The sequence below is a fragment of the Cobetia sp. MM1IDA2H-1 genome (assembly GCF_002916775.2).
GTDB classification, from domain to species: Bacteria; Pseudomonadota; Gammaproteobacteria; order Pseudomonadales; family Halomonadaceae; genus Cobetia; species Cobetia marina.
The window spans coordinates 3,700,983-3,727,433 of the sequence record NZ_CM133225.1; the positions used below are offsets into that span (position 1 = coordinate 3,700,983).

The window sequence follows — 26,451 nt, forward strand, 5'->3', positions numbered from 1 at the left end:
CGTGAGCTGTAGGAGAGATCCGGGGGAACGGATCAGGATGGGTCGCCAGTCTAGCGGAAAGGCTGCTCCGGCTCAATTTGATTGCCACTCCATCCATCCTTGGTGACGCCGCCACGGGCACCCGCCCAACGTATCAGGCCCGCCATGGCGGGCCTGATACGTGATACTGCGATCTCCTTACACTTCCAGGAAATCGAGAATCCCTTCTGCGGCCCGGCGACCTTCATCAATGGCGGTCACCACCAGATCGGAACCGCGCACCATGTCACCACCGGCGAACACCTTGGGATTGGTGGTCTGGAAGGCGAGTCGCTCGGCACTGGTCGCGATGCGCCCACGCTCATCGACCCCGATATCGAAATCGGTGAACCACGGTGCAGGACTGGCCTGGAAGCCGAAGGCGACGATGACGGCATCCGCCGGCAGGATCTCTTCGGAACCCGGCACCACTTCCGGGCGCTGGCGCCCGTTGGCGTCCGGTTCACCCATGCGGGTACGCACGACCTTGACGCCCTCGACCTTGCCCTCACCGACCACCGCCACCGGCTGACGGTTGAAGAGGAAATCGACGCCCTCTTCGCGGGCATTGGTCACCTCGCGACGTGAGCCCGGCATGTTGGCCTCATCACGACGGTAGGCGCAAGTCACGCTTTCCGCGCCCTGGCGGATGGAGGTGCGGTTGCAGTCCATCGCGGTATCACCGCCGCCGAGCACCACGACCTTCTTGCCTTCCATGGAGACGTAATCCGCCGGGTCCTTCTCGAAGCCCAGACAGTGATTGACGTTGGCGATCAGGAAGTCGAGCGCCTTGTGCACGCCCGGCAGATCCTCGCCCGGGAAGCCGCCACTCATGGCGTTGTAGGTACCCATGCCCAGGAAGACGGCATCGTATTCCTCGAGCAGCGCATCAAAGGTCACATCACGACCGACCTCGACATTGAGACGGAACTCCATGCCCATCTCTTCGAAGATCTCGCGGCGGCGCGTCATCACGCCCTTCTCGAGCTTGAACTCCGGGATACCGAAGGTCAGCAGACCGCCGATTTCCGGATGGCGATCATAGATCACCGGACGCACACCGTTGCGCACCAGGATATCGGCGGCTCCCAGACCCGCCGGGCCGGCACCGATGATGGCGACGCGCTTGTCCGTCCAGCTGACCTTGGACATGTCGGGACGCCAGCCCATCGCGAAGGCGGTGTCGGTGATGTACTTCTCGACAGAACCGATGGTGACGGCACCGAAGCCATCATTCAGGGTGCAGTCGCCTTCACAGAGACGATCCTGCGGGCAGACGCGCCCACAGACTTCGGGCAGCGAGTTGGTCTGGTGCGAAAGCTCCGCAGCCTCGAGGATGTTGCCCTCGGAGACCAGCTTCAGCCAGTTGGGGATGTAGTTGTGTACCGGACACTTCCACTCGCAGTAGGGGTTACCGCAACCCAGGCAGCGATGCGCCTGACTGGCCGCTTCCATCGGCTTGAACTCGGCGTATATCTCGTTGAACTCGCGGGCACGCACGCGAGCATCTTTCTTCTGCGGGTCCTGACGACCCACATCGATGAACTGGAAGTCGTTGGCGAGCTGATTGGCCATGATGAATCCTCTCTCAAAATCCGGGCACCGTCGCGGTGCGGGCCCTCACCCGGGGCTTGCCAGGGTGAGGGATGCGGTCACTCCGGCTGACGCCGGGACTGATCGAGCAATCCACCCAGGCTTGCCGCCTTGGGCTTGACCAACCAGAAGTGACGCACGAAGTCAGGGAAATCACGCAGGATGTTGCGACCGCGCTCGGAGCCGGTCTCGGCCACGTATTCCTCGATCACTTCGCGCAGATGGCGACGATAGGCCTCCATGGCTTCGGTATTGATACGGTGGATTTCCACCAGCTCGTGGTTGTACTTGTCGACGAAGTCTCGACTCTCGTCCAGTACATAGGCGAAGCCGCCGGTCATGCCTGCACCGAAGTTGACGCCGGTTTCGCCCAGCACGCAGACCAGCCCGCCGGTCATGTACTCACAGCAGTGATCGCCCGCCCCTTCGATGACGGCATGCGCACCGGAGTTGCGCACCGCGAAGCGCTCGCCGGCAGTTCCCGCGGCGTACAACTTGCCGCCGGTCGCCCCATACAGGCAGGTGTTGCCGATGATGGCCGTCTTGTGGCTCTCGAAGCGCGAGCCGCGCGGCGGCACGATGGTCAGCTTGCCGCCATTCATGCCCTTGCCGACGTAATCGTTGGCATCGCCTTCCAGATGCATCTCGAGGCCATGCGCATTCCAGACCCCGAAGCTCTGCCCTGCCACGCCGGTCAGACTGACCTTGAGCGGCGAGCCCGCCAGTCCTGCCTCACCATACCGCTTGGCGATCTCACCGGAGACGCGCGCCCCGATGGAGCGATCGCAGTTGGTGACATGGAAGCTGAACTCGCCACCGCTGCGGCTGTCGATCGCCGACTCCATCGCCGCCAGCATCTCGAGGTTCTTGGCGCCGGGGTCATGCGGCTCGTTGCGGCTGACCTGGCAGAACTGCGGCGCGTCCTCGGGCACGAAGTCATTGCCCAGCAACGGCGTGAGGTCGAGACGACGCTGCGCGTTGGTCTCGCCTTCCAGCACTTCGAGCAGATCGGTACGACCGATCAGGTCGGTGATCTGGCGCACGCCCAGCAACGCCATCAGCTCGCGCACCTCTTCAGCGATGAAGCGGAAGTAGTGCTTGACCATCTCGACGGTGCCGCGGAAATGCTCATCACGCAGCGCCTGGTGCTGGGTCGCGACACCGGTGGCACAGTTGTTCAGGTGACAGATACGCAGGTACTTGCAGCCCAGCGCCACCATCGGTGCCGTCCCGAAGCCGAAGCTCTCGGCCCCCAGAATCGCCGCCTTGACCACATCCAGACCGGTCTTGAGGCCGCCATCCGTCTGCAGACGAATCTTGTGACGCAACTGATTGATGCGCAGCGCCTGGTGCACCTCGGGCAGCCCCAGCTCCCACGGGGAACCGGCATGCTTGATCGAGGTGATCGGGCTGGCCGCGGTGCCACCGTCGTAGCCGGAGACGGTGATCAGGTCGGCATAGGCCTTGGCGACACCGGTGGCGATGGTGCCGATGCCGGGCTCGGAGACCAGCTTGACCGAGACCTGCGCTGACGGATTGACCTGTTTCAGGTCAAAGATCAGCTGTGCCAGATCCTCGATGGAATAGATGTCGTGGTGCGGCGGTGGCGAGATCAGTGTCACCCCCGGCACGGCGTAGCGCAGACGTGCGATCAGGTCGTTGACCTTGCCGCCCGGCAGCTGACCGCCCTCACCGGGCTTGGCGCCCTGTGCGACCTTGATCTGCAGTACCTCGGCATTGACCAGGTACGCCGGCGTGACACCGAAACGCCCGGACGCGATCTGCTTGATCTTGGAGGAGCGCACGGTGCCGTAGCGTGCCGGGTCTTCACCGCCCTCACCGGAGTTGGAGCGCCCGCCGGCCTCGTTCATGGCCTGCGCCAGCGCCTCATGTGCCTCGGGAGACAGCGCGCCGAGTGACATGCCGGCGCTGTCGAAGCGCGGCAGCAGTGATTCGACGGACTCGACTTCCTCAAGCTGCAGCGGCTCGGCCACGGGCTTGAGGCTCAATAGATCGCGAATGGTCGCGACCGGGCGCTCGTTGACCAGGCGCGCGAATTCCTTCCACTTGCCGTAGTCCCCCTGCTGTACGGCCTGCTGCAGCTTCATCACCACGTCAGGGTTGTAGGCGTGGTACTCACCACCGTGCACGTACTTGACCAAACCGCCCTGCTTGATGCGCTTGCGCGGCAGCCAGGCTTCACGCGCCAGCAGCTCCTGCTGGAACTGCAGTTCGGCGAAGCCGGCGCCTTCGATGCGCGAGGCCATGCCGGTGAAGCACATGTCCATGACTTCACTGTTGAGCCCTACGGCCTCGAACAGCTGCGAACCACGGTAGGAGCCGATGTGCGAGATGCCCATCTTGGACAGGATCTTGTAGAGGCCCTTCTGCATGCCCTTGCGATAGTTCTCGCGGGCATCGGCCGGGTTGCCGGACAGCTCGCCGGTGCGATGCATGTCGGCCATCACCTGATAGGCAAGGTAGGGGTAGACCGCCGTGGCGCCCACCCCGAACAGCACTGCCATCTGGTGTGCATCACGCGCATAGCCGGTCTCGATGACCAGATTGACGCGCGGACGCAGTGCCAGTGCTCCGAGGTGATGGTGAATGGCACCGGTCGCCAGCGCCGCGTGAATCGGCAATTGCCCCTTGGCGAGCCCGCAATCGCTGAGCACCAGGATCACCTTGCCATTGCGCGCCGCTTCCTCGGCCTGCTGACAGATACCCTGAAGCGCCTGCTTCAGAGAGTCCTGACTCGGGTCATAGTGCAGCTTGAGCGTCTGGGAGGTGAACGCCGGGTCCTCATGATTGACCAGCGCATTGAACTTGCGCGGTGACAGCACCGGCGTGGTCAGGATCAGACGATGCGCGTGTTCCGGCGTCGCGTCGAAGATGTTGAGCTCGGCGCCACAGCAGGTCTCCAGCGACATCACGATCGCTTCGCGCAGCGGATCGATCGGCGGATTGGTGACCTGGGCGAACTTCTGGCGGAAATAGTCGGTCAGTACGCGGTTCTGGCGCGACAGCACGGCCATCGGGGTGTCATCCCCCATGGAGCCAACCGCCTCCTGACCGCTCTCGGCCAGCGGGCGCAGCAGCTGATCACGCTCTTCAAAGCTGACCTGGAACATCTTCTGATAGACGTCCAGCGTGTCCGCTTCCATCGGCTGGAAACGCGCCAGCTCGGTCAGCGCGGACTCGAGGTAATTGGCATTTTCACGCAACCAGCGCTTGTAGGGATGGGCCCCCTTGAGGCGCTCGCTGACCTGATCGGTGTGCAGCACTTCACCGGTCTCGGTATCGACACCCAGCACCTGCCCCGGCCCGACACGCCCCTTGGCGACGACATCTTCCGGCTTGTAATCGTAGGTACCGATCTCGGAGGCCAGCGTGATGAAGCCATTGCGGGTGATGACCCAACGCGCCGGACGCAGACCGTTGCGGTCCAGCATGCACACGGCGTGGCGACCGTCGGTGAGCACGATGCCCGCCGGACCATCCCAGGCTTCCATGTGCATGGAATTGTATTCGTAGAAGGCCCGCAGGTCGGAATCCATCTGCTCGACGTTCTGCCAGGCCGGCGGCACCATCATGCGGATGGCGCGATAGATATCCATGCCACCGGTCAGCAGCACTTCCAGCATGTTGTCCATGCTGGAGGAATCGGAGCCGACCGTGTTGACGATCTCGTCCAGCTCGGCGATCTCGGGCAGCTGCTCGGAGACGAAGTTCTCCTTGCGCGCGTTTGCCCAGCCACGGTTGGCCTCGATGGTGTTGATCTCGCCGTTGTGGGCGAGGAAGCGGAACGGCTGGGCCAGCGGCCAGCGCGGCGCGGTGTTGGTCGAGAAGCGCTGGTGGAAGACACAGATCGCGGTCTCGAGGCGCGGGTCGCCCAGGTCCTTGTAGAAGCGCGGAAGGTCTTCCGGCATCACCAGACCCTTGAAGGAGATGACCTTGCCGGACAGCGAGCAGACGTAGAAGTCCTCTTCGCCCTTCAGCGCCTGCTCGGCGTATCTGCGCGCCATGAACAGGTCGACATTGAAGGCGATATCGGTACGTTCACTGGAAGCTGCAACGAAGACCTGACGAATGCGCGGCAGGCAGTCGCGGGCCATCGGGCCGCACACGCTGTCATCCACCGGCATGTCACGCCAGCCGAGCACCTCGAGGTTGCGTGCCGTCAGGGCGGACTCGAAGGCATCACGCGCGGCCTGTTCACGCGCGTCATCATTCGGCAGGAAGAGCGTACCGACGGCATAGCGCTCGCCCAGCTCGAGCCCGAGCGTCTCTCGGGCGATCTGGCGCATGAAGCCATCCGGCATCTTGAGCAGCAGGCCGCAGCCATCACCGGTCTTGCCGTCGGCAGCGATACCACCGCGGTGAGTCATGCACGTCAGGGATTCAATGGCAGTCTGCAGCAGCTCATGGCTTGCCTGCCCTTCCATATGGGCGATCAAGCCGAAGCCGCAGTTGTCGCGGAACTCTCCCGGTTGGTGGAGACCTTTATTCATGGGCATGCCTCACGGAGAAATCATGTGTCCAGATGCTTTTCAACAAGCATTTTCGAGGTTATAGTTATCGGTTATCTTTATTTTTATGCCTGCCGATAGTGGCGCCATCAGTGTCGCAACACGACGCCAGATTTCCCTCGAGCATATCCCCGCGCTTCCCCACCGCGCAATTCTCCACAGGTCGCCCATCGGGCAAAAAAACCTGACAAAACCGAAGGTTAGAGACACATCATTCCAAAAAACCCTGTAGGCTCAAGCGCTTAGCGGGTAGACATGCCTCGCGGGTTTCGCCTTGCAACTTTAGTCTTGGATGAATAAAAAACAGCGTTTTTATTCAATTCTCCCCATACCGATTACGCATACGGCATACCAATTCAGGAATCACGCCCCGCTAATGCACTTGTCCTGCACACTCACCAGCACACCCGACCCGTATCGGACATGCGCCCTGGGCACGTCCACCTGAAGTGCCCACTGACGCTCAACAAAAAGAAAAGCCGCCACCCAGAGGTGACGGCTTTTCTTCTGCGGCAGATTCCGTGCACCAGCCAACGGCTGGTCGAGGGATCAGTGGCTGCTGCGCGGCCAGTGCTCCAGCATGTCCGCCAGCAGGCCGGCAGGCGCCTCTTCGATAATCACCGCACGCCCGATACGCTCGAGCAGGATCAGACGCAGACGACCATCGACATTCTTCTTGTCCAGCTGCATGTGACGCAGGAAGTCCTCGACCCCCATGTCCTCCGGCGCTTGCAGCGGCAGACCGGCCTTGCCGATTACCTTGGCGATACGCTCGACATCGGCACTCGACAGCCACCCCATGCGCGCCGAAAGCTCAGCGGCCATCAGCATGCCGGTGCCGACGGCTTCACCGTGCAGCCAGACGCCATAGCCCTGGTCCGTTTCGATGGCATGCCCGAAGGTGTGGCCGAGGTTGAGCAGTGCGCGCACGCCCTGCTCGGTCTCATCCTGCGCCACGACATCCGCCTTGATCGCACAACTGCGGCGGATGGCCTCTCCGAGCAAGGTTTCATCCAGCGCCATCAAGGCCTGCATGTTGTCTTCCAGCCAGCTCAGGAAGCTTTCATCCCACAGCAGGCCATACTTGATGACCTCGGCCATGCCCGCCGACAGCTCACGCTGCGGCAATGTCCTGAGGCTTGAGGTATCGATCAACACCAGTCTCGGCTGCCAGAAGGCACCCAGCATGTTCTTGCCGCGCGGATGATTGACGCCGGTCTTGCCCCCCACCGAGGAATCCACCTGCGACAGCAGCGTGGTCGGTACCTGGATGAAGGCCGCCCCCCGCTGATAACAGGCGGCGGCAAAACCGGTCATGTCGCCGATGACTCCCCCACCGAGGGCGATCAAGGTGCAACGACGATTGAAGCCGGCCTCGAGCAGGGCATCCCAGATCAGACCGATACTGGCCATGTGCTTGGTCTGTTCGCCATCCTCGAGAATCACCTCTCGAATATCCAGACCATCGCCAAGTGATGCCTTGAGCGCCTCCAGATACAGTGGCGCCACCACGGTGTTGGTGACGATCATCACCTGACGACCGGCGAGATGCTCACGAATGAGGTCTCCTCGCGCCGTCAGGCCCGGGCCGATGTGAATGGGATAACTACGCTCGCCAAGTGCGACATCGAGACGATGAGCGGGAGCCAGGGACATGATGATTCTCCTTGCGGCGAAACGAATGACGGCGCCTGAATGTAAGCGAGAGCCAGACTCCCCAGGGGAGTCTAGCCATGCACGTGGAGCGGGTCTGACAATGCCTTGAGCCGGCGCCGGATCTCGTTGGTGACCGCACGCGGGCTGCGTCGATCGGTACGCACGATGATATCCGCGGTGTCGCGATAGAGAGGGTCTCGCAGCTCGAAGAGACGCTTGAGCACCCGCCCCGGGTCATCCTGCTGGAGCAGAGGACGATTGCGGTCACGTCCGGCACGCTTGAGCTGCTGCTCGACCGGAGCATAGAGATAGACCACCGTGCCGCGCTCTCGCAGCACACGCCGGTTGGCTTCGGCCATGATGGCACCACCACCGGTGGCCATCACGACATCGGACAGCGAGGTCAGCTCGTCAATCACGGCCTGCTCGCGCCCGCGAAAGCCTGCCTCGCCCTCGACATCGAAGATCCAGGGGATGCTGGCACCGCAGCGATCTTCGATCACGTGGTCGCTATCGCAAAATTCACGATGCAAGTCGGCCGCCAGCAGGCGGCCGATAGTGCTCTTGCCGGCCCCCATGGGGCCGACAAGGAATACGTTGGGAATCACATGCATCAGCGCACCGCCAGGCCGTCCTCGATGATCTTCGGGGTAATGAATACCAGCAATTCTACCTTCTCGTTGGACTCTTCGGTATAGCGGAAGAGATTCCCGATCACCGGCAGATCCCCCAGGAAAGGTGTCTTGAAGACGCTGCGTATCTGTTCAGAGGTCAGAATACCGCCCAGCACCACCGTCTCGCCATCATTGACCAGCACCTGAGTCTCGATTTCATTGGTATCGATGGCCGGCTCGCCATTGAAGCTGTCATCGGACACGTCGTCATTGTTGATCAACAGATCCATGATGATGCGGTTGTCCGGGGTGATCTGCGGCGTGACCTCCAGCGCCAGCACCGCCTCCTTGAACTCGATGTTGGTCGCGCCGCTGGAGGTCGCCTCCTCGTAGGGAATTTCTTGACCCTGCTTAATGACGGCCTTCTTCTGGTTGGCGGTGATGATCTTGGGCTGGGAGATGGTCTGGCTCTTGCCTTCGCTTTCCAGCGCCGAAAGCTCCAGGTCCAGCAGGATGTCGCCGGACAGATAACCGAAGCTGAAGGTGCTGCCCGGATCACTGTCGTCACCCAGATTGACGCTCAGGCCACCATCACTGGTCGTGCCGGTCGAGGCGCCTTCCAGACCGAACTTGCCGTTGCTGCTGTTGGAAAGCCCCCAGTTGACACCGATTTCACTCGACACGCTGCTGCGCGCGATCACGATGCGCGCCTCGATCTGGACCTGACGCACCGGAATGTCGAGATACTCGAGGGTACCGCGAATGGACTCCAGAGTGTCGCGCGTGTCCTGGATCAACATGGTGTTGGTACGCTCATCCACCATGACACGACCGCGCTCGGAGAGCAGGCCGATACCGCCTTCCCCGCGCAGCAATGCCGCCAGGTCCGCCGCCTTGGCATAACGCACCTGAATGTACTCCGTCGTCAGGGGCGCCAGCTCCTTGACCTGCTGATTGGCTTCCAGCTCCTTGCGCTCAAGTGCCGCCAGCTCTTCCGCCGGCGCGACCATCAGCACGTTGCCCATGCGGCGACTGGCCAGGCCATTCGACTTGAGCACCAGGTCCAGCGCCTGATCCCAGGGCACTTCCTTGAGGTTCAGGGTCACGTTGCCGGTGACGTTGTCACTGGCCACCAGATTGAGCCCAGTGAAGTCCGCGATGATCTGCAGCACCGAGCGCACTTCGATATTCTGGAAGTTCAGCGAGATCTTCTTGCCGGTGTACGGGAACTTGTCCTTGATCCGCTCCGCCTGCTCCTCCCGTGTCAGCGGCTTGACCTCAAGCACCAGCTCGTTGCCGGCCTGGGTGGCCAACTGGGTGTAGTAGCCATTGGCATCCACCACCAGGCGCACACCATCACGAGTACGCTGCGGGTCGATCCTCGAGACCGGAGTCGCGAAATCACCGACATCCAGCACCTGATTCAGCTCTGGCGGCAGGGCGACACCCTTGAGATCGATATAGATCTTGCGGCCACGCTCGGTCACGCGAGACTCGACATTGGCGCGATTGAAGTTGACCACGACACGCCCTTCCCCCTCGCTGCCCCGACGGAAATCGATACCACTGACGGAAGGCTCCGCCGCGACTTCCAGTCCGCCACCCTGCTGCTGCGGCTGCGCGGACTGGCCTGACGCGGCGGCGGCCACCGGACCGCCCTGCTCACCGACGATGACATAGAGGCTATTGCCTTCGGTACGGGTCACATAGGGGCGGGTCTGGCTGAGCTTCATGACCAGGCGTGTACGCGAGCCGGCCTCCAGCGCCACCAGCTCCTCGACCCCATTGAGGCCGAGCTCGAAGCGGCGCTTGTCCAGCTGACTGCTGGTATCCATGAGATCGATGGTGATACGCGGCGGTGTCTCGATCCGGTATCCCTTGACCTCAGGCACCCCGCCGGCGAAATCGAGCTTGAGCTCCATCCGATCGCCACCCAGCGAAGTGAATTCCAGATCCTGCAGCGTGGAGGCCGCCTGCGCCACACTCGCCATCAGGCTGCCGAAAGCCGCCAACCCCAGCAGACTCATTCGTTGCAATCGCGTCATGTTCCCTTGTCCCCTGTCTCGCTGCGGCTCCGCCCAGCCATTGAAGCTGATCGCGCCTTATTCTTGTCGAAGCATTATGGTGTCGGTCATCGACCGCTCATCTTCCGTGACGATTCTGCAGACAGCGCCGCCAGCACGCGCTAACCGCTGGCATCTGCCGGTTGAGTCAATGCCATGGCGCGGGTTCGTTCGATCCAACCGCCCTGACCGTTGGGCACGATTTCCACCAGGTCCAGCTGAGTGTCACCGATGCGAATGATGCGGCCGAAATTGCTCCCCATGTGTCCGCCGACACTCACACGCTGCACCTCCTGCTCCGGCGTCAAGATCAACGCCGAGCGACTGCCGTCCACATCCAGGGTCCCCACCATGCTGAGCTGCTCCATCGGCCAGGCCTCAAGAGGCTCGCGGGGGCGATCCAAATCCGGCCGCACGCCATTGTCCACCATGGCGAGCTCCTCCTCCGGCTCCGGCAGTCGCGACTGGAAAGGACTGCGAGCATCTGCCATGTCGTACGTCACGGGATGATACTCGGGCTGAGGCGGCAGGTCCTTGACCTGCCCCGTCGGCCGCCCTCTGAGCGACTCGAGCTCGCTCTCCAGCGCAGGCAGCTGCGGGTCACCACAACCGGCCAGCAGTGTCAGCAACACCGCACCACCCAGCACGACATGCTTGCGACGTGTCGTCAGACTCATCATTTACCTCCCGATGGCAACGGTGCGCCTTGGCGGTAGTTGTAAGTCTTGGCCAGCAGCGACAACTCCAGGTCTTCACCCTGCGAGACCGGTGTCAGCACGAAGTCATGCAACGTCACGATACGCGAAAGCCCGGCGACCCCAGACACGAAGGCGGCAATGCGGTGGTAATCGCCGCGCACCTTGATATCGAAGGGCTGCTCGACGTAGAAATCGCGATTCTGGGCCGGCTTGAGGCGAATGTATTCCACCTCCAGCTGGTTGTTGATGGCCGTCTCGCTGATGTCATCGAGCAGAGCCGGCACTTCGGCATCGGTCGGGAGCATCTCGAGCAGCTGTTCCATGCGCGTCTCCAGCTCGGCCATCTGCTCACGCATCACGGGCAGATTGGCCGCCTTGAAGGCCTTGGTCTCGAACTGGCTCAGCAGCTGACGTTCCTTGGCCTGCAGGCGCTCAAGATCCTCGGCCTTGGGTGCCGCAAGGAACCAGTGGGACGCCCAGAACAGGGCACCAAAGACGATCAGCACCAATACCACCTGCAAGGTGACGGGCCAGATACCCGCCTCCTTGAGGTCGAGATCCTGGAAGTCCGTCGACTTGAGACGACGCACTTCGGCATTGAGGAAACTCATTTCCGACCTCCCTGCCTGGCGGCCTTCGTATCGGCAGCACTGGAAGCGACAGCCGTCGGTGTCTCGGGAATCATGATATTGAAGCTGCGACGATCATCGTCGCTGCTCTGTACGTCGGACAGTGTCGGCGTACCGAAGACATCCGATGCCGCAAGCGTGCGCATCAGACCGGACACCTGACGCGTATTCTCCGCGATGCCGTTGGCCTTGATCTGACGTCCGCTGCGACTGATGCTCTGGTACCAGGCACCCTCGACCAGCGTCGCAACGAGCTGATTGAAGACACGTACCGTTTCCGGGCGCGAGAACTGCAGACTGCGAATCAGCTCGATCTGCGCCAGCATCTGATCACGCCGACTCTCGATATCCTCGACTTCCTTGATATCGCGATTCAGTCGCGCCATTTCCTTCTCGATGAAGGCATGCCGCTGCTTCTGCGCCTCGAGCTGGCTCTGGTAATACTCACTCATGCCAAACCCGGCTCCCACCCCCACCACGGCGGCCAGCGCCAGAATGCCGAAGAAGCGCTTGCTGCGCTTCTCGCGACGCTCCTCACGCCACGACAGCAGATTGATCTCGATGGTCATGAGCGCTTCCTCATCGCAAGCCCGCAGGCCGTCAACATCGCAGGGGCATCACCGGCCAGCGCCTGGATGTCGACTCGAGGGTTGACGCTCATGTGCGTGAAGGGATTGGCCATGATCACTTCCAGTCCGGTGTGCCCTGCCAGCGACTCACGTAATCCGGGAATGGCGGCGGTCCCTCCTCCCAGCAGAATGCGCTGGACCTCACGACGCTTGCCGGCGGTGTAATAGAGCTGCAGGGAGCGCGCGATCTGCTGCACGAGCGTGTCACGGAACGGATCCAGCACTTCACTGTCATAGGTGTCCGGCAGACCACCGCGCTTCTTGGCCAGACCCGCTTCGTCATTGGAAAGATCGAAACGGTTCATGATCTCGTCGGTCAGCTGACGCCCCCCGAACACGGCATCCCGGCTGTAGACGATGCGACCATTCTGGATGACATGAAAAGCCGTCATGGTGGCACCGATATCGACGACCGCGACGCACTCTTCATTGTCGTAGGTAGGGGGGAGCTGGTGGCGCAATTCACCGAAGGCACGCTCCAGCGAAAAGGTCTCGACATCGACCGCTGACGGCTCAAGACCGGCCTGCTCGAGCGCGGAGGTGAGCTGATCGACATCCAGGCTGCGGCAGGCCACCAGCAGCAGATCCTGCTGATCAGGATTGCGGGCATTGACCCCCAGATGCTGGAAGTCGAACGCCACGTCATTGAGCGGGAAGGGAAAATGCTTCTCGGATTCGAGCGCGATGCGCTGCTCGATCTCGTCATCGGCCAGATTGGTCGGAAAGCTCAACGTCTTGGTGATGGCGGCACTGGCCGGCACCGCCACGACGGCTCGTCGCGAGCGCGGCTGGGCCTGCTCGACCGCGCGCTTGATCGCCAGCACGACTTCATCCATGTCGCGGATGCGCCGCTCGACGACTGCGCCTTCCTTCAAGGGGCGCACCGCGTAGCTATCGATCTGGTATCGATTTCCGTGTCTGGACAGCTCCAGGAGCTTGACGGTCGCCGATGTGATATCGACGCCAATCAGTCCCTTGCCGGCGGATTTGAGTCCCAGCAATTGGCATTCCCCTGCTCTGATGACGACCCCGTCTGACTGGCGGGCCGCCGCTTCCCGTGCGGCACCGCCGCGGCACCCTCTTCTGCTGAGAGGTTACATTATGTTTCGCAGAATAACACAACAGACGCGCAAGACAGGGTTCAACGCTGGCCGCATCTGGACCCGCTACTTATAATGCCCCAGCAATGGAATTGCCAATCCCCCCGCAGCCACCCGCCTTTCATTACCCACGGACCCTGTCTTGCCCATGAAGCTATTGAGACGACTACTTTCGCCAGTGTTCTGGCTGCTGCTGTCACTGTGTGCTGCGGGATTGCTGGCCATCGTCGGCGCCTCCCTGTATTTCGCACCTGGCCTGCCCGATGTTCACCAATTGCAGGATACCAAGCTGCAGACGCCGCTGCGCATCTACACCCGTGACGGCAAGCTGATCGGCGAATACGGTGACCAGCGCCGCATCCCGGTCACCTTCGACGAGATCCCCGAGACGTTTGTGGACGCCCTGCTCGCGGCCGAGGACAGCAATTTCTTCTCGCACCCGGGCATCGACCCCAAGGGCCTCGCGCGTGCCGCCGTCCAGCTGGCTTCCAGCGGCAGCATCCAATCGGGCGGCAGCACCATCACCATGCAGGTCGCGCGCAACTACCTGCTGACGCTGGATCAGACGTTCACGCGCAAGATTCGCGAAATCCTGCTGTCACTGCAGATGGAGCAGATCCTCTCCAAGCAGGAGATCCTAGAGCTCTACGTCAACAAGATCTTCCTGGGCCATCGCGCCTACGGGATCGCGGCTGCGGCACGCACCTACTATGACAAGTCTCTCGATGAACTGACCCTGGCCGAGCAGGCCATGCTGGCAGGCCTGCCCAAGGCCCCCTCCAGCTTCAACCCGCTCACCAACCCTCAGCGCGCCCTGATCCGTCGCAACTGGATCCTGCTGCGCATGAAGGAACTGGGCTATATCGAGCCTCAGGCCTATGACGAGGCCGTCAAGGCACCGATCACCGCGGCACGCCATTACACGCGCCCGGAAGTCGAGGCGCCCTACGTCGCAGAGATGGCCAGAAGCTTCGCGGTCGATCGTTTCGGTGACAAGGCATATACCGACAATGTGCGCATCACCACGACGCTGGACAGCAAGCTGCAGCCGCAGGCTCGCGATGCCTTGATCAAGGGCCTGATCGACTATGACACCCGCCATGGCTGGCGTGGCGTGGAGGAATCCGGTATCGCGGCGTCACTGGCGGAAGCTCAGGACCAGACCGATCAGGCCGGCCTCGAAGAAGAGATCTCTCGCTCTCCCGAAGTGCTGGAAACGGCCAGACAGGCCGCCCAGAAGAGCGAGAAGCGCATCGAGGGCATCGACCGCGATGTCTCCAACTGGCTGAAAGTGCTGGATCGCACGCCGGACTATGGCCCGCTCGAAGCCGCCATCGTGGTGGAAAATGATGGCAAGCAGATGAAGGTCCTGCTGGCAGACGCCAGCCTGGCCACGATTGGCTGGGACGGTCTGAAATGGGCGCGCGAGTACAAGAGCTCCCGCTGGCGCGGTGGTGTACCCGGCTCTGCCGCCGAGATTGCCAAGGTCGGCGATCTGGTGCGCGTCATCAAGGAAGATGATGGCTATCGCCTGGGTCAGCTGCCGGATGCCCAGTCGGCCATCGTTTCACTGGACCCGGAAAGTGGCGCCATCCTCGCACTCCAGGGCGGCTTCAGCTATTCCGCCAGCAAGTTCAATCGAGCGATACAGGCACGTCGTCAGGCCGGCTCCATCTTCAAGCCGTTCATCTACCTCTCGGGGCTCGAGCAGGGCGGCATGTCACCGGCGACCATCATCAACAATGCTCCGGTGGTCATGCAGGATGGCAACAAGGTATGGCGCCCGGAGAACGCCGGCGGCAAGTTCACTGGTCCGACCCGGATCCGCGTTGGTCTCTATCGCTCCCTGAACCTGGTGTCCGTGCGACTGCTGCAGACCGTCGGTCTCGAGAAGACGCTCGACTTCCTCGTCAAGGTGGGCTTCAAGCGCGAAGAGCTGCCCAACGGTCTGTCACTGGCACTGGGCAGCGCCTCGCTGACACCGCTGGAAATGGCCCGTGCCTACGCCGTACTCTCGAACGGCGGCTTCCGTGTCGAACCCTGGTACATCGACACCGTCACGCGCGGTGACGACGAGACCGACTACGAAGCTCATCCGGCCGTCGCCTGCGCCAACTGCACGCCGGGCATGGTGACCGTCAATCGTGATGGCCGTCAGTATCCGCTGGCCGAGCGCATCGCCTCGCCGGAATCCATGTACCTGATCCGTGACATGATGGAAGACGTCATCAAGCGCGGCACCGGCCGTGGGGCCCTGACGCTTGGTCGCGATGACCTGGCTGGCAAGACAGGGACCACCAATGACCAGCGTGATGCCTGGTTCTCCGGCTTCAACAGCAAGCTGGTCGCTACCGTCTGGGTCGGCAAGGACTCCAATGACACCCTCGCCGAGTACGGTGCCCAGGCCGCGCTGCCCATCTGGGTCGACTACATGCGTGGCGCCCTCAAGGGCATGCCATCCGCCAGGATGGAGCGCCCCGATGACATCGTGAGCGCGACCATCGACCCGGAGTCCGGCAAGCGCCTGCACAGTGGTCAATCCGGCGGCGTCAGCGAGCTGTTCCGCAAGGACAATCTGCCGCCCTACAAGGAACGCACCATCCGCAAGGAGCTGGAGCAACAGAGCGGCTCAGAAGGTACTGGAACTTTCGAGGCCATCTTCTGATCTGAAGCAGGTCACCTGCGCCCGTCCACACCGCGCGCAGTGAGGTGAAAGAAGAGCGGCCCATGGTCGCTCTTCTTTCATCCATCTGGCCTCGCTGTCCTTCAATGCCCCCTTTCACCATGCCCGGAGTCTGCATGCTTCACCCATTGCCCACACTGCGCATGACCCTGCTGCTGTGTCTGGCCCTGAGCCCGCTTCGCGAGGCCAGTGCCGATGATGACCTCTTCTACGCTCCCCCCGCCGCCAGCGAGGATTCCGAGCCATTCAGCGGTCAGGCCGAGCTGGGCTTTACCAAGCTCTCCGGCAACTCGAACAGCGAAACCTTGCTGGGCAAGGCCCGCCTGTCCTGGCACCTCAAGCCCTGGACCCATACCTTCCGCATGGAAGCCAAGCATGTGTCCAGCAGCGGCGAGACCACCACCGAGCAGTACCTGATCGGTCAGCGTGAGCGCTATGACCTGGGGCGTGATCGCTATGCCTTCGGGCTGCTGCGCTGGGAGAAGGAGCGCTTCTCCGGCTATGACGATCAAGTCACCTCCATCGGGGGGTACGGGATTCGCCTGCTGTCAGGCCCTGAGCACAACCTCTCTGTCGAGGCGGGCCCGGGCTATCGCTACGACAATATCACCGAGGGGGATCACGAGAACTATCTCCTCGGCTACACGGCCATGGACTATCGTTGGCAGCTGTCTGATACCTCGAATTTCGAGCAGCAGTTCTCGGTGGAAGGTACCCGGGACAACATCATCAGCCGCAGCTATACCGCACTGACCGTCTCCATCAATTCCAGCCTGGCCTTGAAGCTCTCCCACGAGATCAAGAACAACACCAGCCCGCCGGATGACACGGACGCCAAGACCGACACCACCACCGCCGCCTCGATTCTCTACAGCTTCTAGTGCGCAACCAAAAGCTGTTGGACAGACAGCAAAAAGCCCTCGCCGGACATCTCCGACGAGGGCTTTTTTTTCAGCACCCCGCAAGCGGGGCCCGATGACGCTTAGCCGTAGACCTGATCCGCATTGGTCAGCGGGTAATGCGCCGGATAGGGCTTGCGCGCAACACCGGAATCGATGGCGGCTTGCGCCACGGCAGCCGGCAGACGCTCGAGCAGACGCGCATCCATCGGCGTCGGGATGATATACCCCGGACCGAATTCGAGGCTGTCGATCTCGTAGGCATCCAGCACGTCCTGGCTGACCGGCTCGCGAGCAAGGTCCTTCAGCGCGTGAACGGCCGCCAGCTTCATCTCTTCATTGATGCGTGTGGCTCGCACGTCCAGCGCACCGCGGAAGATGAACGGGAAGCCCAGCACGTTGTTGACCTGGTTCGGGTAATCGGAGCGACCTGTCGCCATGATGACGTCCGGACGCGCTTCGCGAGCGGTATCCGGATGGATTTCCGGATCCGGGTTGGAGCACGCGAACACGATCGGCGTGTCAGCCATCTTCTTGAGCTGCTCGGCCTTCAAGAGGTTGGGGCCGGACAGGCCGACGAAGACATCCGCACCTTCGATGACATCATCCAGCGTACGCAGCTCGGTCTCGGTGGCGAACATCGCCTTGTACTGGTTCAGGTCATCACGGCCGCTGTGGATCACGCCCTTGCGATCGAGCATGAAGATGTTCTCGACCTTGGCACCACTGGAGACCAGCAGCTTCATGCAGGCAATCGCGGCAGCACCGGCGCCCAGGCAGACGATACGCGCGTCTTCCAGGGACTTGCCGGCGATATCGAGTGCGTTGAGCATGCCGGCAGCGGTGACGATGGCCGTGCCGTGCTGGTCATCATGGAAGACCGGGATGTTGCACTGTTCGATCAACGCCTGCTCGACTTCGAAGCACTCCGGTGCCTTGATGTCTTCCAGGTTGATGCCACCGTAGGTGGTGTGGATGCGACGCACGGTATCGATGAAGGCCTGCGGGCTTTCCGCATCGATCTCGACGTCGACGGAGTTGATGCCAGCGAAGCGCTTGAACAGCACGCCCTTGCCTTCCATGACCGGCTTGGAAGCCAGCGGCCCGAGATTGCCCAGCCCCAGGATGGCGGTGCCATCGGAGATGACGGCGACCAGGTTGCCCTTGCCGGTATACAGGTAGGCATTTTCCGGATCGGCAGCAATCTCGCGGCACGGCTCGGCTACACCCGGGCTGTAGGCCAGCGCGAGGTCCTTGGCAGTTTCTGTCGGCTTGGTCAGCTCGATGGACAGCTTTCCGGGAATCGGTTCGGCGTGATATTGCAGTGCTGCTTTCTTCATGGCATCAGACATGCGTGTCATCCGGTATTTTAGCGGGGGTTGGCTGTGACCAGAATATAGAAAAACCCCCTCGCGAACAACCAACGCAACTTGTTGTTATAAAAGGAATTAATACGGATGTTTAAAAACTGTTTTAGCCATTCGTCTAACGTTATGGATGCCCCACTCAGTCATAAACCTTTCCTTATCACTGACGGGTCGGCGTGGCGTTTCGCCCCGCGTATCTCATGAAAATCCGCGCAATGACCGCGCGCATCCGGCGCCGGAAATGAAATGCCTCCTGCGCAGAGGGTTGATGCGTTGGTGGCGCTGGAATAGTGCCAGCTCGGCACCAATCCCCTCACCTGCATCGAATGACAGGCACAAAAAAACCCGCTCGCAAGCGGGTTTTTTCGTTGATGGCGCTGCGCGATGCACAGCGCCATGCAAGCGACAAGCAGCTGAAGGTATCAGCGCTTGATGGCAGCACCGAAACGCTTGTTGAAGCGCTCGACGCGGCCACCGGTGGTAGCCTGCTTCTGCTTGCCGGTGTAGAACGGGTGGCACTCGGAGCACACGTCCAGCGCGAAGGTCTGCTTGGAAGTGGAACCGATTTCGTGCTGCGCGCCGCAGGAGCAGGTTGCGGTCTGGCGCTGGTAGTCCGGATGGATACCCTGTTTCATGGTGTGTAACCTCAGGTCGCTGTGCACCGCCACCTGATCGATTGCCAGGCACCGTACACGGGTTTTGGATGTAACCGGTCATTCCGCCGACTCCGACGGAAGGCGACGCATTTTACCAGCCATCTGCGACAAGACCAAACTTTGTGGCGTTTATTGCCGGCAACACTCTGTAGACTGCGTGGCGTTTTCCTCTCGTCTTCTCATTCTCTCTTCCTCGGATGCCTTGCGTGCCTGACACCAGCGACAAGACTGCGACTCACCTGCCCGGACGTGTACTGGGCATCGCGATTCCCGGCCCCCTGCGCGACCTGTTTGACTATCTGCCAGCACGCCAGCCACCTCGCCATGGCTGGCAGGTCGGTCTGCGCGTGCGCGTCGAGTTCGGCCGTCGCCAGCTGGTCGGGGTGATCGCGGAACTGCGCAGCGACTCAGCCTTTCCCATCGAGAAGCTCAAGCCCGTCAGCGAGGTGATCGACGAAGCGCCATTGCCGGCCGACTGGCTGTGGATATGTCAGTTCACCGCACGCTATTACCAGCACTCACTCGGCGACACCTTCGCGCAGGCGATGCCATCGTTGCTGCGCCAGGGACGTGCCCTCGAGGCACGCACCCGTGAGCGCTGGTCACTCACCGACAAGGGGCGTATCACGGAGCCGGCCAGCCTCGGCCGCGCGACCCGCCAGATCGCATTGCTCGAGCTGCTTGCTCAGCACCGTCATGGCCTGGTACACAGCGCGATCACCGCCCAGGGCTTCACCCGCCAGCAGCTGGAAACCCTGCGCGGTCGTGGCTTCATCGAATCACGTGAAGAGCCTGTCACCGGCGCCACCCCGGAGCAGGCCATCAAGGGCGTGCTGGCCGAGCCCAGCCTGGCACTCAATGACGAGCAGGGCCGCGCGCTCTCGCGCCTGCATGAAGGCCTGAGTCGCTTCTCCCCCACGCTGCTGGAGGGCGTGACCGGCTCCGGCAAGACCGAGGTCTACCTGCAACTGATCGAGGCGGTGCTGGATCGCGGCGGCCAGGCACTGGTGCTGGTGCCCGAGATCGGCCTGACGCCCCAGACGCTGGAGCGCTTCCGCAGACGTTTCCGCGTCCCTCAGGTGATGCTGCATTCCGGCGTCAGCGATGGCGAGCGCCTCGATGGCTTCGAGGCGGCACGCAGCGGCCGCGCGCGCATCGTGATCGGCACCCGCTCCGCCATCTTCACGCCGATGGCAAAGCTCGAGGTGATCATCGTCGACGAGGAGCACGATGGCTCCTTCAAGCAGCAGGATGGCCTGCGCTATCACGCCCGGGATCTGGCGCTGGTACGTGGCAAGCAGGAAGGCATCCCGGTGGTGCTCGGCAGCGCCACGCCGTCTCTGGAAAGCCTGCGTCATGCCCGCGAAGGGCGCTTCACTCACCTGCATCTGCATCAGCGTGCCGGGCGCAGCCAACCGGCACGCCTGCACCCGATCGACCTGCGCGGCCGCATGACGCTGGGCGGACTCTCCACCCAGAGCCTGGACGCCATCGAGAAGCGCCTCGCCCAGGGCGATCAGGTGCTGGTATTCATCAATCGGCGCGGCTTCGCCCCGACGCTGACCTGCCATGCCTGCGGCTGGATTGCCGAATGTGACAACTGCGACGCACGCATGACCCTGCATCGCCATCCCCCGCAGCTGACCTGCCATCACTGCGAACGCACCCGCCCGCTGCCGGATGCCTGCCCGGCCTGCGGCAGCGGCGATGTTCGTCCGCAAGGTGCGGGCACCGAGCGCACCGAAGAGCTGCTCGGCGAGAAATTCCCCGACGTGCCGGTGCTGCGCATCGACCGCGACAGCACCCAGCGCAAGGACGCCATGAGTGAAGCGCTGGCAGTGATCCGCCGTGGCGAACCCTGCCTGCTGGTCGGCACCCAGATGCTGGCCAAGGGCCACCACTTCCCCCACGTCACGCTGGTGGTGGTGGTCAATGCCGATAGCGGACTCTACGCCGCCGACTTCCGTGCGCTGGAGCAATCCGCCCAGCTGCTGGTGCAGGTCGCGGGGCGTGCCGGACGCGCCGAACGCCCCGGTGAGGTGCTGATCCAGACCCGCCATCCGGAAGACCCCAACCTGCTGACACTGATCCAGGCCGGCTACCCACAGCTGGCCGGCGAGCTGTTGGAGGAGCGCCGCATCGCGCAGTTGCCGCCGTTCAGTCATCTGGCCTTGCTGCGCGCCGAAGCCACCGATCAGCAGCAGGTCGAGCAGTGGCTGTTGAAGGTAGGAAGCGCCCTGCGTCAGCACATCGACAGTGCCGACCTCAAGGTGGACTGCCTCGGCCCGGTACCGGCGCCGATGGAGCGCCGCCAGAATCGCTATCACGCCCAATTGCTGTTGCGCGCGGCGAAACGCGGCCCGCTGCATGAAGCCGCCGCCTGGCTGGTGACGCTCTGCGAGCAGGATCGTGACGCGCGCCGCCTGCGCTGGTCACTGGATGTCGATCCCATCGGCATGGCCTGAGTCTGGCAGGGGGACTCAGGCAGGTGTCGCCAGCTCCGATACTGAACTGACCACTATCCCGCCAAGGCACGGATTGCGCCGTGATTGATCACGACGGTTTATGCAAGCCGCAGGATCGGTGATAATGCCCGCCATCGTGCAGCGACATCCGCACTCCCCCATTGCCCGCAGGCCTGATGCCTGCAACCGCCTGCTCCAGAGCACGCGGTGCGACCTGAGCCGTGAAGAGACCGATATTCCATGAAAGAGACGATCATCGAACTGCTGGGCCAGGCCCTGGATTCCCTCAAGGCCGACGGCACTCTGCCCGCCGACGCCAGCCCGCAGATCAAGGTCGACCCGACCAAGGACAAGACCCACGGCGACTACGCCAGCAACCTGGCGATGATGACGTCCAAGGCTGCCGGCATGAAGCCGCGTGAGCTGGCCGAGAAGCTGGTCGCCGCCCTGCCGGCCTCCGACGCGGTCTCCAAGGTCGAGATCGCCGGCCCCGGCTTCCTGAACTTCTTCGCCGAGACCGGGGCGGTGGCCGACATCGTGCGCCGCGTCTTCAGCGAAGGCGACCGCTTCGGGCACAGCGACGTGGGCGCCGGCGAGAAGGTCCAGGTCGAGTTCGTCTCCGCCAATCCGACCGGGCCGCTGCATGTCGGTCACGGGCGTGGCGCCGCGGTCGGCGACGTGCTGTGCCGCCTGCTGGCCGCCACCGGCCACGACGTCACGCGCGAGTTCTACTACAACGACGCCGGCGCCCAGATCAACAATCTGGCGCTCTCCGTTCAGGCACGCGCCAAGGGCCTGGGCCCGGATGACGCCAGCTGGCCGGCTGATGGCTATCGCGGTGACTACATCCGCGAACTGGCCGCCTCCTACATGGCCGGCGATACCGTCGAAGCCGATGGCAAGCAGGTCACGGGCGCCGCGGAACCTGACGATCTCGACGCCATCCGCGTCTTCGCCGTCGCCTACCTGCGCCATGAACAGGATCTGGACCTCAAGGCCTTCGGCGTCGAGTTCGACGTCTACTTCCTCGAATCCTCGCTCTACCGTGACGGCAAGGTCGAAGACACCGTCAAGCGCCTGGTCGACAACGGCTATACCTACGAAGACGATGGCGCCATGTGGCTGCGCACCACCGACTTCGGGGATGACAAGGACCGCGTGATGCGCAAGCGTGACGGCGGTTACACCTACTTCCTGCCAGATGTCGCCTACCACCTGGACAAGTGGCAGCGCGGTTTCACCCAGGTCATCAATGAACAGGGTGCCGACCACCACTCCACCGTGACTCGCGTGCGTGCGGGCCTGCAGGCCCTCAAGGCCGGCATCCCGGAAGGCTGGCCGGACTACGTGCTGCACCAGATGGTCACCGTGATGCGCTCCGGTGAGGAAGTGAAGCTCTCCAAGCGTGCCGGCAGCTACGTGACCCTGCGCGACCTGATCGAGGAAGTCGGCCGCGACGCGACCCGCTACTTCCTGGCGGCGCGGCGCGCCGACTCCCAGCTGACCTTCGACATCGACCTGGCCCGCTCCCAGTCCAACGACAACCCGGTCTACTACATCCAGTATGCCCACGCCCGCGTGCACAGCGTGCTGCGCAAGGCCAGCCGTGAAGACAAGGCCTTCGATGAATCTCTGGCCATGGCGCAACTGTCCTTGCTGACCAGCGATCAGGAAAAGGCCGTGATGAATCGCATGGCCCAGTTCCCGGACGTCGTCACCCACGCCGCCAAGGTGCGGGAACCGCAGCAGGTCGCTCAGTATCTGCAGGACCTCTCCTCTGACTTCCACACCTGCTACAACGCGGTGAAGGTGATGGTCGAGGACGACGCGACCCGCAACGCGCGCCTGGCGCTGGGTCTGGCGACCGCTCAGGTCATCCGCAACGGCCTGGCCCTGCTGGGTGTCAGCGCTCCCGAGGAGATGTAAGCCATGGCTGCTCGCCGCCCCGCCAGCAAGAAGCCCGCTTCCCGTCAGGGAGCCAGCCCCCGCCGGCAGCCCGCCGCCAGTCAGAGCCGCGGCTTCCCGGGGTGGCTGTGGGGGATCGTCGGTCTGGTCGCCGGCTTCGTGCTGGCTCAGTATTTCCAGCAACAGGCGCCGCGTCTGCCGGTGGCTGCCATCGTGCCCAAGGCCAACACTCAGCAGAATGGTCAGCAGGCCGCACAACAGGGTAGCCAGCAGGACAAGGCATCGCAGAAGGACACTCCCGAAGAGAGCGGCGGCAGCATGCCGACCTTCGAGTTCTATACCCTGTTGCCGGAAACCGAGGTGATCGCCCCCAAGGTGGATGAGTACAAGTCCACTCCGCGTCCGGGCAGCGCCGAGAGCACCAAGAAGTCCGAGGCTTCGCTGACCAACTACATGCTGCAGGCGGCCTCCTTCCGCGAGATGTCCGATGCCAGGAAACTGGCCGGCAAGCTCAAGGATCTCGGCCTGCTGGCCAAGGTCAGTGACGTCAATGCTTCTGGCGGTACCGTCTGGCACCGGGTGCAGGTCGGCCCGTACAAGGACACCCGCGAGCTCAACCGCGCACAGGATCTGATGAACACCCAGGGCATCGAGCCTCTGCTGATCAAGCTGCAATGACCTCGGCATGACGCCACAGGCCAACGGGCCCGCTCACATGTTGAGCGGGCCCGTTGCGTAAAGGGTGCCAGCCCTCTGCACAACGGGCGTCAACGCTGAGTCGCCGATGACTTGAAACCCGTATCAGCGCCCCCATTTACAGCATTCCGGTGAGATATCAGACCGCGATCCGCCACGGTGGCGGTGACACGTCGCGGCAAGCAGTGGCAATTGCCAGACTGACGACCACCACCCGTTTTACGCGACGAGGCCCTGGCCCCGTCTGCCCCGAAATGCCATGCCCGGCCCCGTTCACCTTATTCCAATCGCCGGCATGCTCTCTCAGGAGTTATCCATGACCACGATCGTCTCCGTGCGTCGCAACGGCCAGGTCGCCCTGGCTGGTGACGGCCAGGTATCCCTTGGCAACACTGTCATGAAAGGCAACGCCGCCAAGGTGCGTCGCCTATATCGCAATCAGGTGCTGGCCGGCTTCGCTGGCGGTACCGCCGATGCCTTCACGCTGTTCGAACGCTTCGAAGCGCAGCTCGAGAAGTATCAGGGCCAGCTGGTGAAATCCGCCGTGGAACTGGCCAAGGAGTGGCGCTCCGACCGCGCCCTGCGCAAGCTGGAAGCCATGCTGGTGGTGGCCGACAAGCATGCCTCGCTGATCATCACCGGCAACGGTGACGTGGTCGAGCCCGAACACGGCGTGCTGGCCATCGGCTCGGGCGGCAACTTCGCCGAAGCCGCCGCCCGCGCCCTGATCGAGAACACCGAGCTGTCCGCCCGCGAGATCACCGAGAAGTCCATCTCCATCGCGGCCGACATCTGCGTCTTCACCAACCACAATGCCATCATCGAGGAGCTGTCCTGAGATGTCCCAGATGACCCCGAAGGAAATCGTCAACGCCCTCGATCAGCACATCGTCGGTCAGCCGGAAGCCAAGCGTGCCGTGGCCGTGGCCATGCGCAATCGCTGGCGTCGCATGCAGCTCAACGATGATCTGCGCCCGGAAGTCACCCCGAAGAACATCCTGATGATCGGCCCGACCGGTGTCGGCAAGACCGAGATCGCCCGTCGTCTGGCCAAGTTGGCCGGCGCACCCTTCCTGAAGATCGAGGCGACCAAGTTCACCGAGGTCGGCTACGTCGGACGTGACGTGGAATCGATCATCCGTGACCTGGTCGAGGTCGCCATGAAGCTGGTGCGTGAAGAGGCCATGAAGGAAGTGCGCGATAAGGCCGAGGATGCCGCCGAGGATCGCATCCTCGATGCGCTGCTGCCGCGCGCCCGTGGCGAGGAATATGATGCGGCGGCCAACAACAGCAGCACGCGTCAGATGTTCCGCAAGAAGCTGCGCGAAGGTCAGCTGGATGACAAGGAAATCGACATCGAGCTGAGCCCGGCCAGCCAGAGCCTGGATTTCGCCACCCCGCCGGGGATGGAAGAGATGACCAGTCAGCTGCAGTCCATGTTCTCCAGCATGGGCAAGCAGCAGAAGGAAAGCCGTCGCATCAGCGTCAAGGAAGCCCTCAAGCTGGTTCACGAGGAAGAAGCGGCCAGAATGGTCAGCGATGAAGACCTCAAGAGCCGTGCCATCGAGGCCGTCGAACAGAACGGTATCGTCTTCCTCGACGAGATCGACAAGGTCGCCAAGCGTGGCGAGTCCGGCAGTGGTGGCGACGTGTCCCGTGAAGGCGTGCAGCGCGATCTGCTGCCGCTGATCGAGGGTTCCACCGTCTCCACCAAGCACGGCATGGTCAAGACGGACCACATCCTGTTCATCGCTTCCGGCGCCTTCCACCTGTCCAAGCCCTCGGACATGATTCCGGAGCTTCAGGGCCGTCTGCCGATCCGCGTCGAGCTCAATGCCCTTACCCCGGACGACTTCAAGCGCATCCTGACCGAGCCGTCCGCGGCGTTGATCCGTCAGTACAAGGCGCTGCTGGCCACCGAAGGCGTCGAGCTGAGCTTCGCGGATGACGCCATCGAGCGTATCGCCCAGATCGCCTATCAGGTCAACGAAGGCACCGAGAACATCGGCGCGCGTCGTCTGCATACCGTGATGGAACGCCTGCTGGAAGAGATTTCCTACGAAGGTGCCGATCAGGCGGGTGAGCTCAAGGTCGATGCCGCCTATGTCGATGCTCGCCTGGGCGACCTGGCGTGTGACGAAGACCTGTCGCGCTACATTCTCTGACGTCTGGCGTCAGCGCCTGACCCGCGAGAAGCCCTCACGGCGGCAATCGCCACCTTGAGAGATGCCACTGACGCCCGATCCGGCTT

18 protein-coding genes are annotated in these 26,451 nt (G+C 62.7%); 7 read left to right on the top strand and 11 right to left on the bottom strand.

Annotation, left to right across the window (positions count from 1 at the left end):
- Nucleotides 1–177 precede the first annotated feature (177 nt).
- From BOH68_RS15525 to pilM, 9 genes are all read right to left on the bottom strand, one after another.
- Nucleotides 178–1,593 (bottom strand): FAD-dependent oxidoreductase, encoded by a 1,416-nt coding sequence (locus tag BOH68_RS15525; RefSeq protein ID WP_077377960.1) that lies wholly within the window; start codon nucleotides 1,591–1,593, stop codon nucleotides 178–180.
- A gap of 77 nt (nucleotides 1,594–1,670) precedes the next feature.
- Complete coding sequence (gene gltB, locus BOH68_RS15530; protein WP_077377958.1) at nucleotides 1,671–6,122, bottom strand: glutamate synthase large subunit; 4,452 nt, start codon at nucleotides 6,120–6,122, stop codon at nucleotides 1,671–1,673.
- A gap of 567 nt (nucleotides 6,123–6,689) precedes the next feature.
- Nucleotides 6,690–7,796, bottom strand: coding sequence for a 3-dehydroquinate synthase (aroB, locus tag BOH68_RS15535; protein ID WP_077377955.1), 1,107 nt, complete (start codon nucleotides 7,794–7,796; stop codon nucleotides 6,690–6,692).
- A 71-nt stretch (nucleotides 7,797–7,867) separates the two neighbouring features.
- Nucleotides 7,868–8,410 (bottom strand): shikimate kinase AroK, encoded by a 543-nt coding sequence (aroK, locus tag BOH68_RS15540; protein WP_077377951.1) that lies wholly within the window; start codon nucleotides 8,408–8,410, stop codon nucleotides 7,868–7,870.
- Nucleotides 8,410–10,455: a type IV pilus secretin PilQ gene (locus BOH68_RS15545; RefSeq protein ID WP_077377948.1), complete on the bottom strand. Its 2,046-nt coding sequence runs from the start codon at nucleotides 10,453–10,455 to the stop codon at nucleotides 8,410–8,412. The genes aroK and BOH68_RS15545 overlap by 1 nt, the downstream gene beginning before the upstream one ends.
- Before the next feature lie 140 nt (nucleotides 10,456–10,595).
- Nucleotides 10,596–11,150, bottom strand: a complete 555-nt coding sequence (locus BOH68_RS15550; protein ID WP_170212622.1) for a pilus assembly protein PilP — start codon at nucleotides 11,148–11,150, stop codon at nucleotides 10,596–10,598.
- On the bottom strand, nucleotides 11,150–11,782 hold the full coding sequence (locus tag BOH68_RS15555; protein ID WP_077377942.1) for a type IV pilus inner membrane component PilO: 633 nt from the start codon (nucleotides 11,780–11,782) through the stop codon (nucleotides 11,150–11,152). The genes BOH68_RS15550 and BOH68_RS15555 overlap by 1 nt, the downstream gene beginning before the upstream one ends.
- The gene (locus BOH68_RS15560) at nucleotides 11,779–12,369 is read right to left on the bottom strand and encodes a PilN domain-containing protein (RefSeq protein ID WP_077377939.1); all 591 of its coding nucleotides are present in this window, start codon (nucleotides 12,367–12,369) and stop codon (nucleotides 11,779–11,781) included. The genes BOH68_RS15555 and BOH68_RS15560 overlap by 4 nt, the downstream gene beginning before the upstream one ends.
- The gene (gene pilM, locus BOH68_RS15565; protein ID WP_103751454.1) at nucleotides 12,366–13,430 is read right to left on the bottom strand and encodes a type IV pilus assembly protein PilM; all 1,065 of its coding nucleotides are present in this window, start codon (nucleotides 13,428–13,430) and stop codon (nucleotides 12,366–12,368) included. The genes BOH68_RS15560 and pilM overlap by 4 nt, the downstream gene beginning before the upstream one ends.
- A 247-nt stretch (nucleotides 13,431–13,677) precedes the next feature.
- Here pilM and BOH68_RS15570 point away from each other — a divergent pair, with 247 nt between their 5' ends.
- Together BOH68_RS15570 and BOH68_RS15575 are read left to right on the top strand one after the other, a co-directional pair.
- Nucleotides 13,678–16,194, top strand: a complete 2,517-nt coding sequence (locus BOH68_RS15570; RefSeq protein ID WP_077377936.1) for a penicillin-binding protein 1A — start codon at nucleotides 13,678–13,680, stop codon at nucleotides 16,192–16,194.
- Between the two features lie 134 nt (nucleotides 16,195–16,328).
- Nucleotides 16,329–17,093 (top strand): DUF481 domain-containing protein, encoded by a 765-nt coding sequence (locus tag BOH68_RS15575; protein WP_103751453.1) that lies wholly within the window; start codon nucleotides 16,329–16,331, stop codon nucleotides 17,091–17,093.
- Nucleotides 17,094–17,194: 101 nt separating this feature from the next.
- Here the strand turns inward: BOH68_RS15575 and BOH68_RS15580 are convergent, their stop codons facing one another.
- Both BOH68_RS15580 and rpmE read right to left on the bottom strand, forming a co-directional pair.
- The gene (locus tag BOH68_RS15580) at nucleotides 17,195–18,463 is read right to left on the bottom strand and encodes a malic enzyme-like NAD(P)-binding protein (RefSeq protein ID WP_077377933.1); all 1,269 of its coding nucleotides are present in this window, start codon (nucleotides 18,461–18,463) and stop codon (nucleotides 17,195–17,197) included.
- Between the two features lie 437 nt (nucleotides 18,464–18,900).
- Nucleotides 18,901–19,113 (bottom strand): 50S ribosomal protein L31, encoded by a 213-nt coding sequence (gene rpmE, locus BOH68_RS15585; protein WP_077377930.1) that lies wholly within the window; start codon nucleotides 19,111–19,113, stop codon nucleotides 18,901–18,903.
- Nucleotides 19,114–19,331: 218 nt separating this feature from the next.
- Between rpmE and BOH68_RS15590 the strand changes: the two genes are divergently transcribed.
- The 5 genes from BOH68_RS15590 (at nucleotide 19,332) to hslU (ending at nucleotide 26,365) form a co-directional block, all read left to right on the top strand.
- On the top strand, nucleotides 19,332–21,599 hold the full coding sequence (locus BOH68_RS15590; protein WP_077377927.1) for a primosomal protein N': 2,268 nt from the start codon (nucleotides 19,332–19,334) through the stop codon (nucleotides 21,597–21,599).
- A 240-nt stretch (nucleotides 21,600–21,839) separates the two neighbouring features.
- On the top strand, nucleotides 21,840–23,525 hold the full coding sequence (gene argS / locus BOH68_RS15595) for an arginine--tRNA ligase (protein WP_077377924.1): 1,686 nt from the start codon (nucleotides 21,840–21,842) through the stop codon (nucleotides 23,523–23,525).
- A 3-nt stretch (nucleotides 23,526–23,528) separates the two neighbouring features.
- Nucleotides 23,529–24,182 (top strand): SPOR domain-containing protein, encoded by a 654-nt coding sequence (locus tag BOH68_RS15600; RefSeq protein ID WP_077377921.1) that lies wholly within the window; start codon nucleotides 23,529–23,531, stop codon nucleotides 24,180–24,182.
- 334 nt (nucleotides 24,183–24,516) lie between these two features.
- A complete protein-coding gene (hslV, locus tag BOH68_RS15605) occupies nucleotides 24,517–25,038 on the top strand; it encodes an ATP-dependent protease subunit HslV (RefSeq protein ID WP_077377918.1) in 522 nt (173 codons plus the stop codon).
- Nucleotide 25,039: 1 nt separating this feature from the next.
- A complete protein-coding gene (gene hslU, locus BOH68_RS15610; RefSeq protein ID WP_077377915.1) occupies nucleotides 25,040–26,365 on the top strand; it encodes an ATP-dependent protease ATPase subunit HslU in 1,326 nt (441 codons plus the stop codon).
- Nucleotides 26,366–26,451: the final 86 nt, after the last annotated feature.

What these genes read in the sequence shown, in the direction of transcription:
- BOH68_RS15570 (WP_077377936.1), top strand. Translation starts at nt 13,678, where the DNA reads ATGAAGCTATTGAGACGACTACTTTCGCCAGTGTTCTGGCTGCTGCTG.
- BOH68_RS15590 (WP_077377927.1), top strand. Translation starts at nt 19,332, where the DNA reads ATGCCTTGCGTGCCTGACACCAGCGACAAGACTGCGACTCACCTGCCC.
- gltB (WP_077377958.1), bottom strand. Translation starts at nt 6,122, where the DNA reads ATGAATAAAGGTCTCCACCAACCGGGAGAGTTCCGCGACAACTGCGGC.
- hslV (WP_077377918.1), top strand. Translation starts at nt 24,517, where the DNA reads ATGACCACGATCGTCTCCGTGCGTCGCAACGGCCAGGTCGCCCTGGCT.
- BOH68_RS15600 (WP_077377921.1), top strand. Translation starts at nt 23,529, where the DNA reads ATGGCTGCTCGCCGCCCCGCCAGCAAGAAGCCCGCTTCCCGTCAGGGA.
- BOH68_RS15545 (WP_077377948.1), bottom strand. Translation starts at nt 10,455, where the DNA reads ATGACGCGATTGCAACGAATGAGTCTGCTGGGGTTGGCGGCTTTCGGC.
- rpmE (WP_077377930.1), bottom strand. Translation starts at nt 19,113, where the DNA reads ATGAAACAGGGTATCCATCCGGACTACCAGCGCCAGACCGCAACCTGC.
- BOH68_RS15560 (WP_077377939.1), bottom strand. Translation starts at nt 12,369, where the DNA reads ATGACCATCGAGATCAATCTGCTGTCGTGGCGTGAGGAGCGTCGCGAG.
- aroB (WP_077377955.1), bottom strand. Translation starts at nt 7,796, where the DNA reads ATGTCCCTGGCTCCCGCTCATCGTCTCGATGTCGCACTTGGCGAGCGT.
- BOH68_RS15575 (WP_103751453.1), top strand. Translation starts at nt 16,329, where the DNA reads ATGCTTCACCCATTGCCCACACTGCGCATGACCCTGCTGCTGTGTCTG.
- aroK (WP_077377951.1), bottom strand. Translation starts at nt 8,410, where the DNA reads ATGCATGTGATTCCCAACGTATTCCTTGTCGGCCCCATGGGGGCCGGC.
- BOH68_RS15580 (WP_077377933.1), bottom strand. Translation starts at nt 18,463, where the DNA reads ATGTCTGATGCCATGAAGAAAGCAGCACTGCAATATCACGCCGAACCG.
- argS (WP_077377924.1), top strand. Translation starts at nt 21,840, where the DNA reads ATGAAAGAGACGATCATCGAACTGCTGGGCCAGGCCCTGGATTCCCTC.
- BOH68_RS15550 (WP_170212622.1), bottom strand. Translation starts at nt 11,150, where the DNA reads ATGAGTCTGACGACACGTCGCAAGCATGTCGTGCTGGGTGGTGCGGTG.
- BOH68_RS15555 (WP_077377942.1), bottom strand. Translation starts at nt 11,782, where the DNA reads ATGAGTTTCCTCAATGCCGAAGTGCGTCGTCTCAAGTCGACGGACTTC.
- hslU (WP_077377915.1), top strand. Translation starts at nt 25,040, where the DNA reads ATGTCCCAGATGACCCCGAAGGAAATCGTCAACGCCCTCGATCAGCAC.
- BOH68_RS15525 (WP_077377960.1), bottom strand. Translation starts at nt 1,593, where the DNA reads ATGGCCAATCAGCTCGCCAACGACTTCCAGTTCATCGATGTGGGTCGT.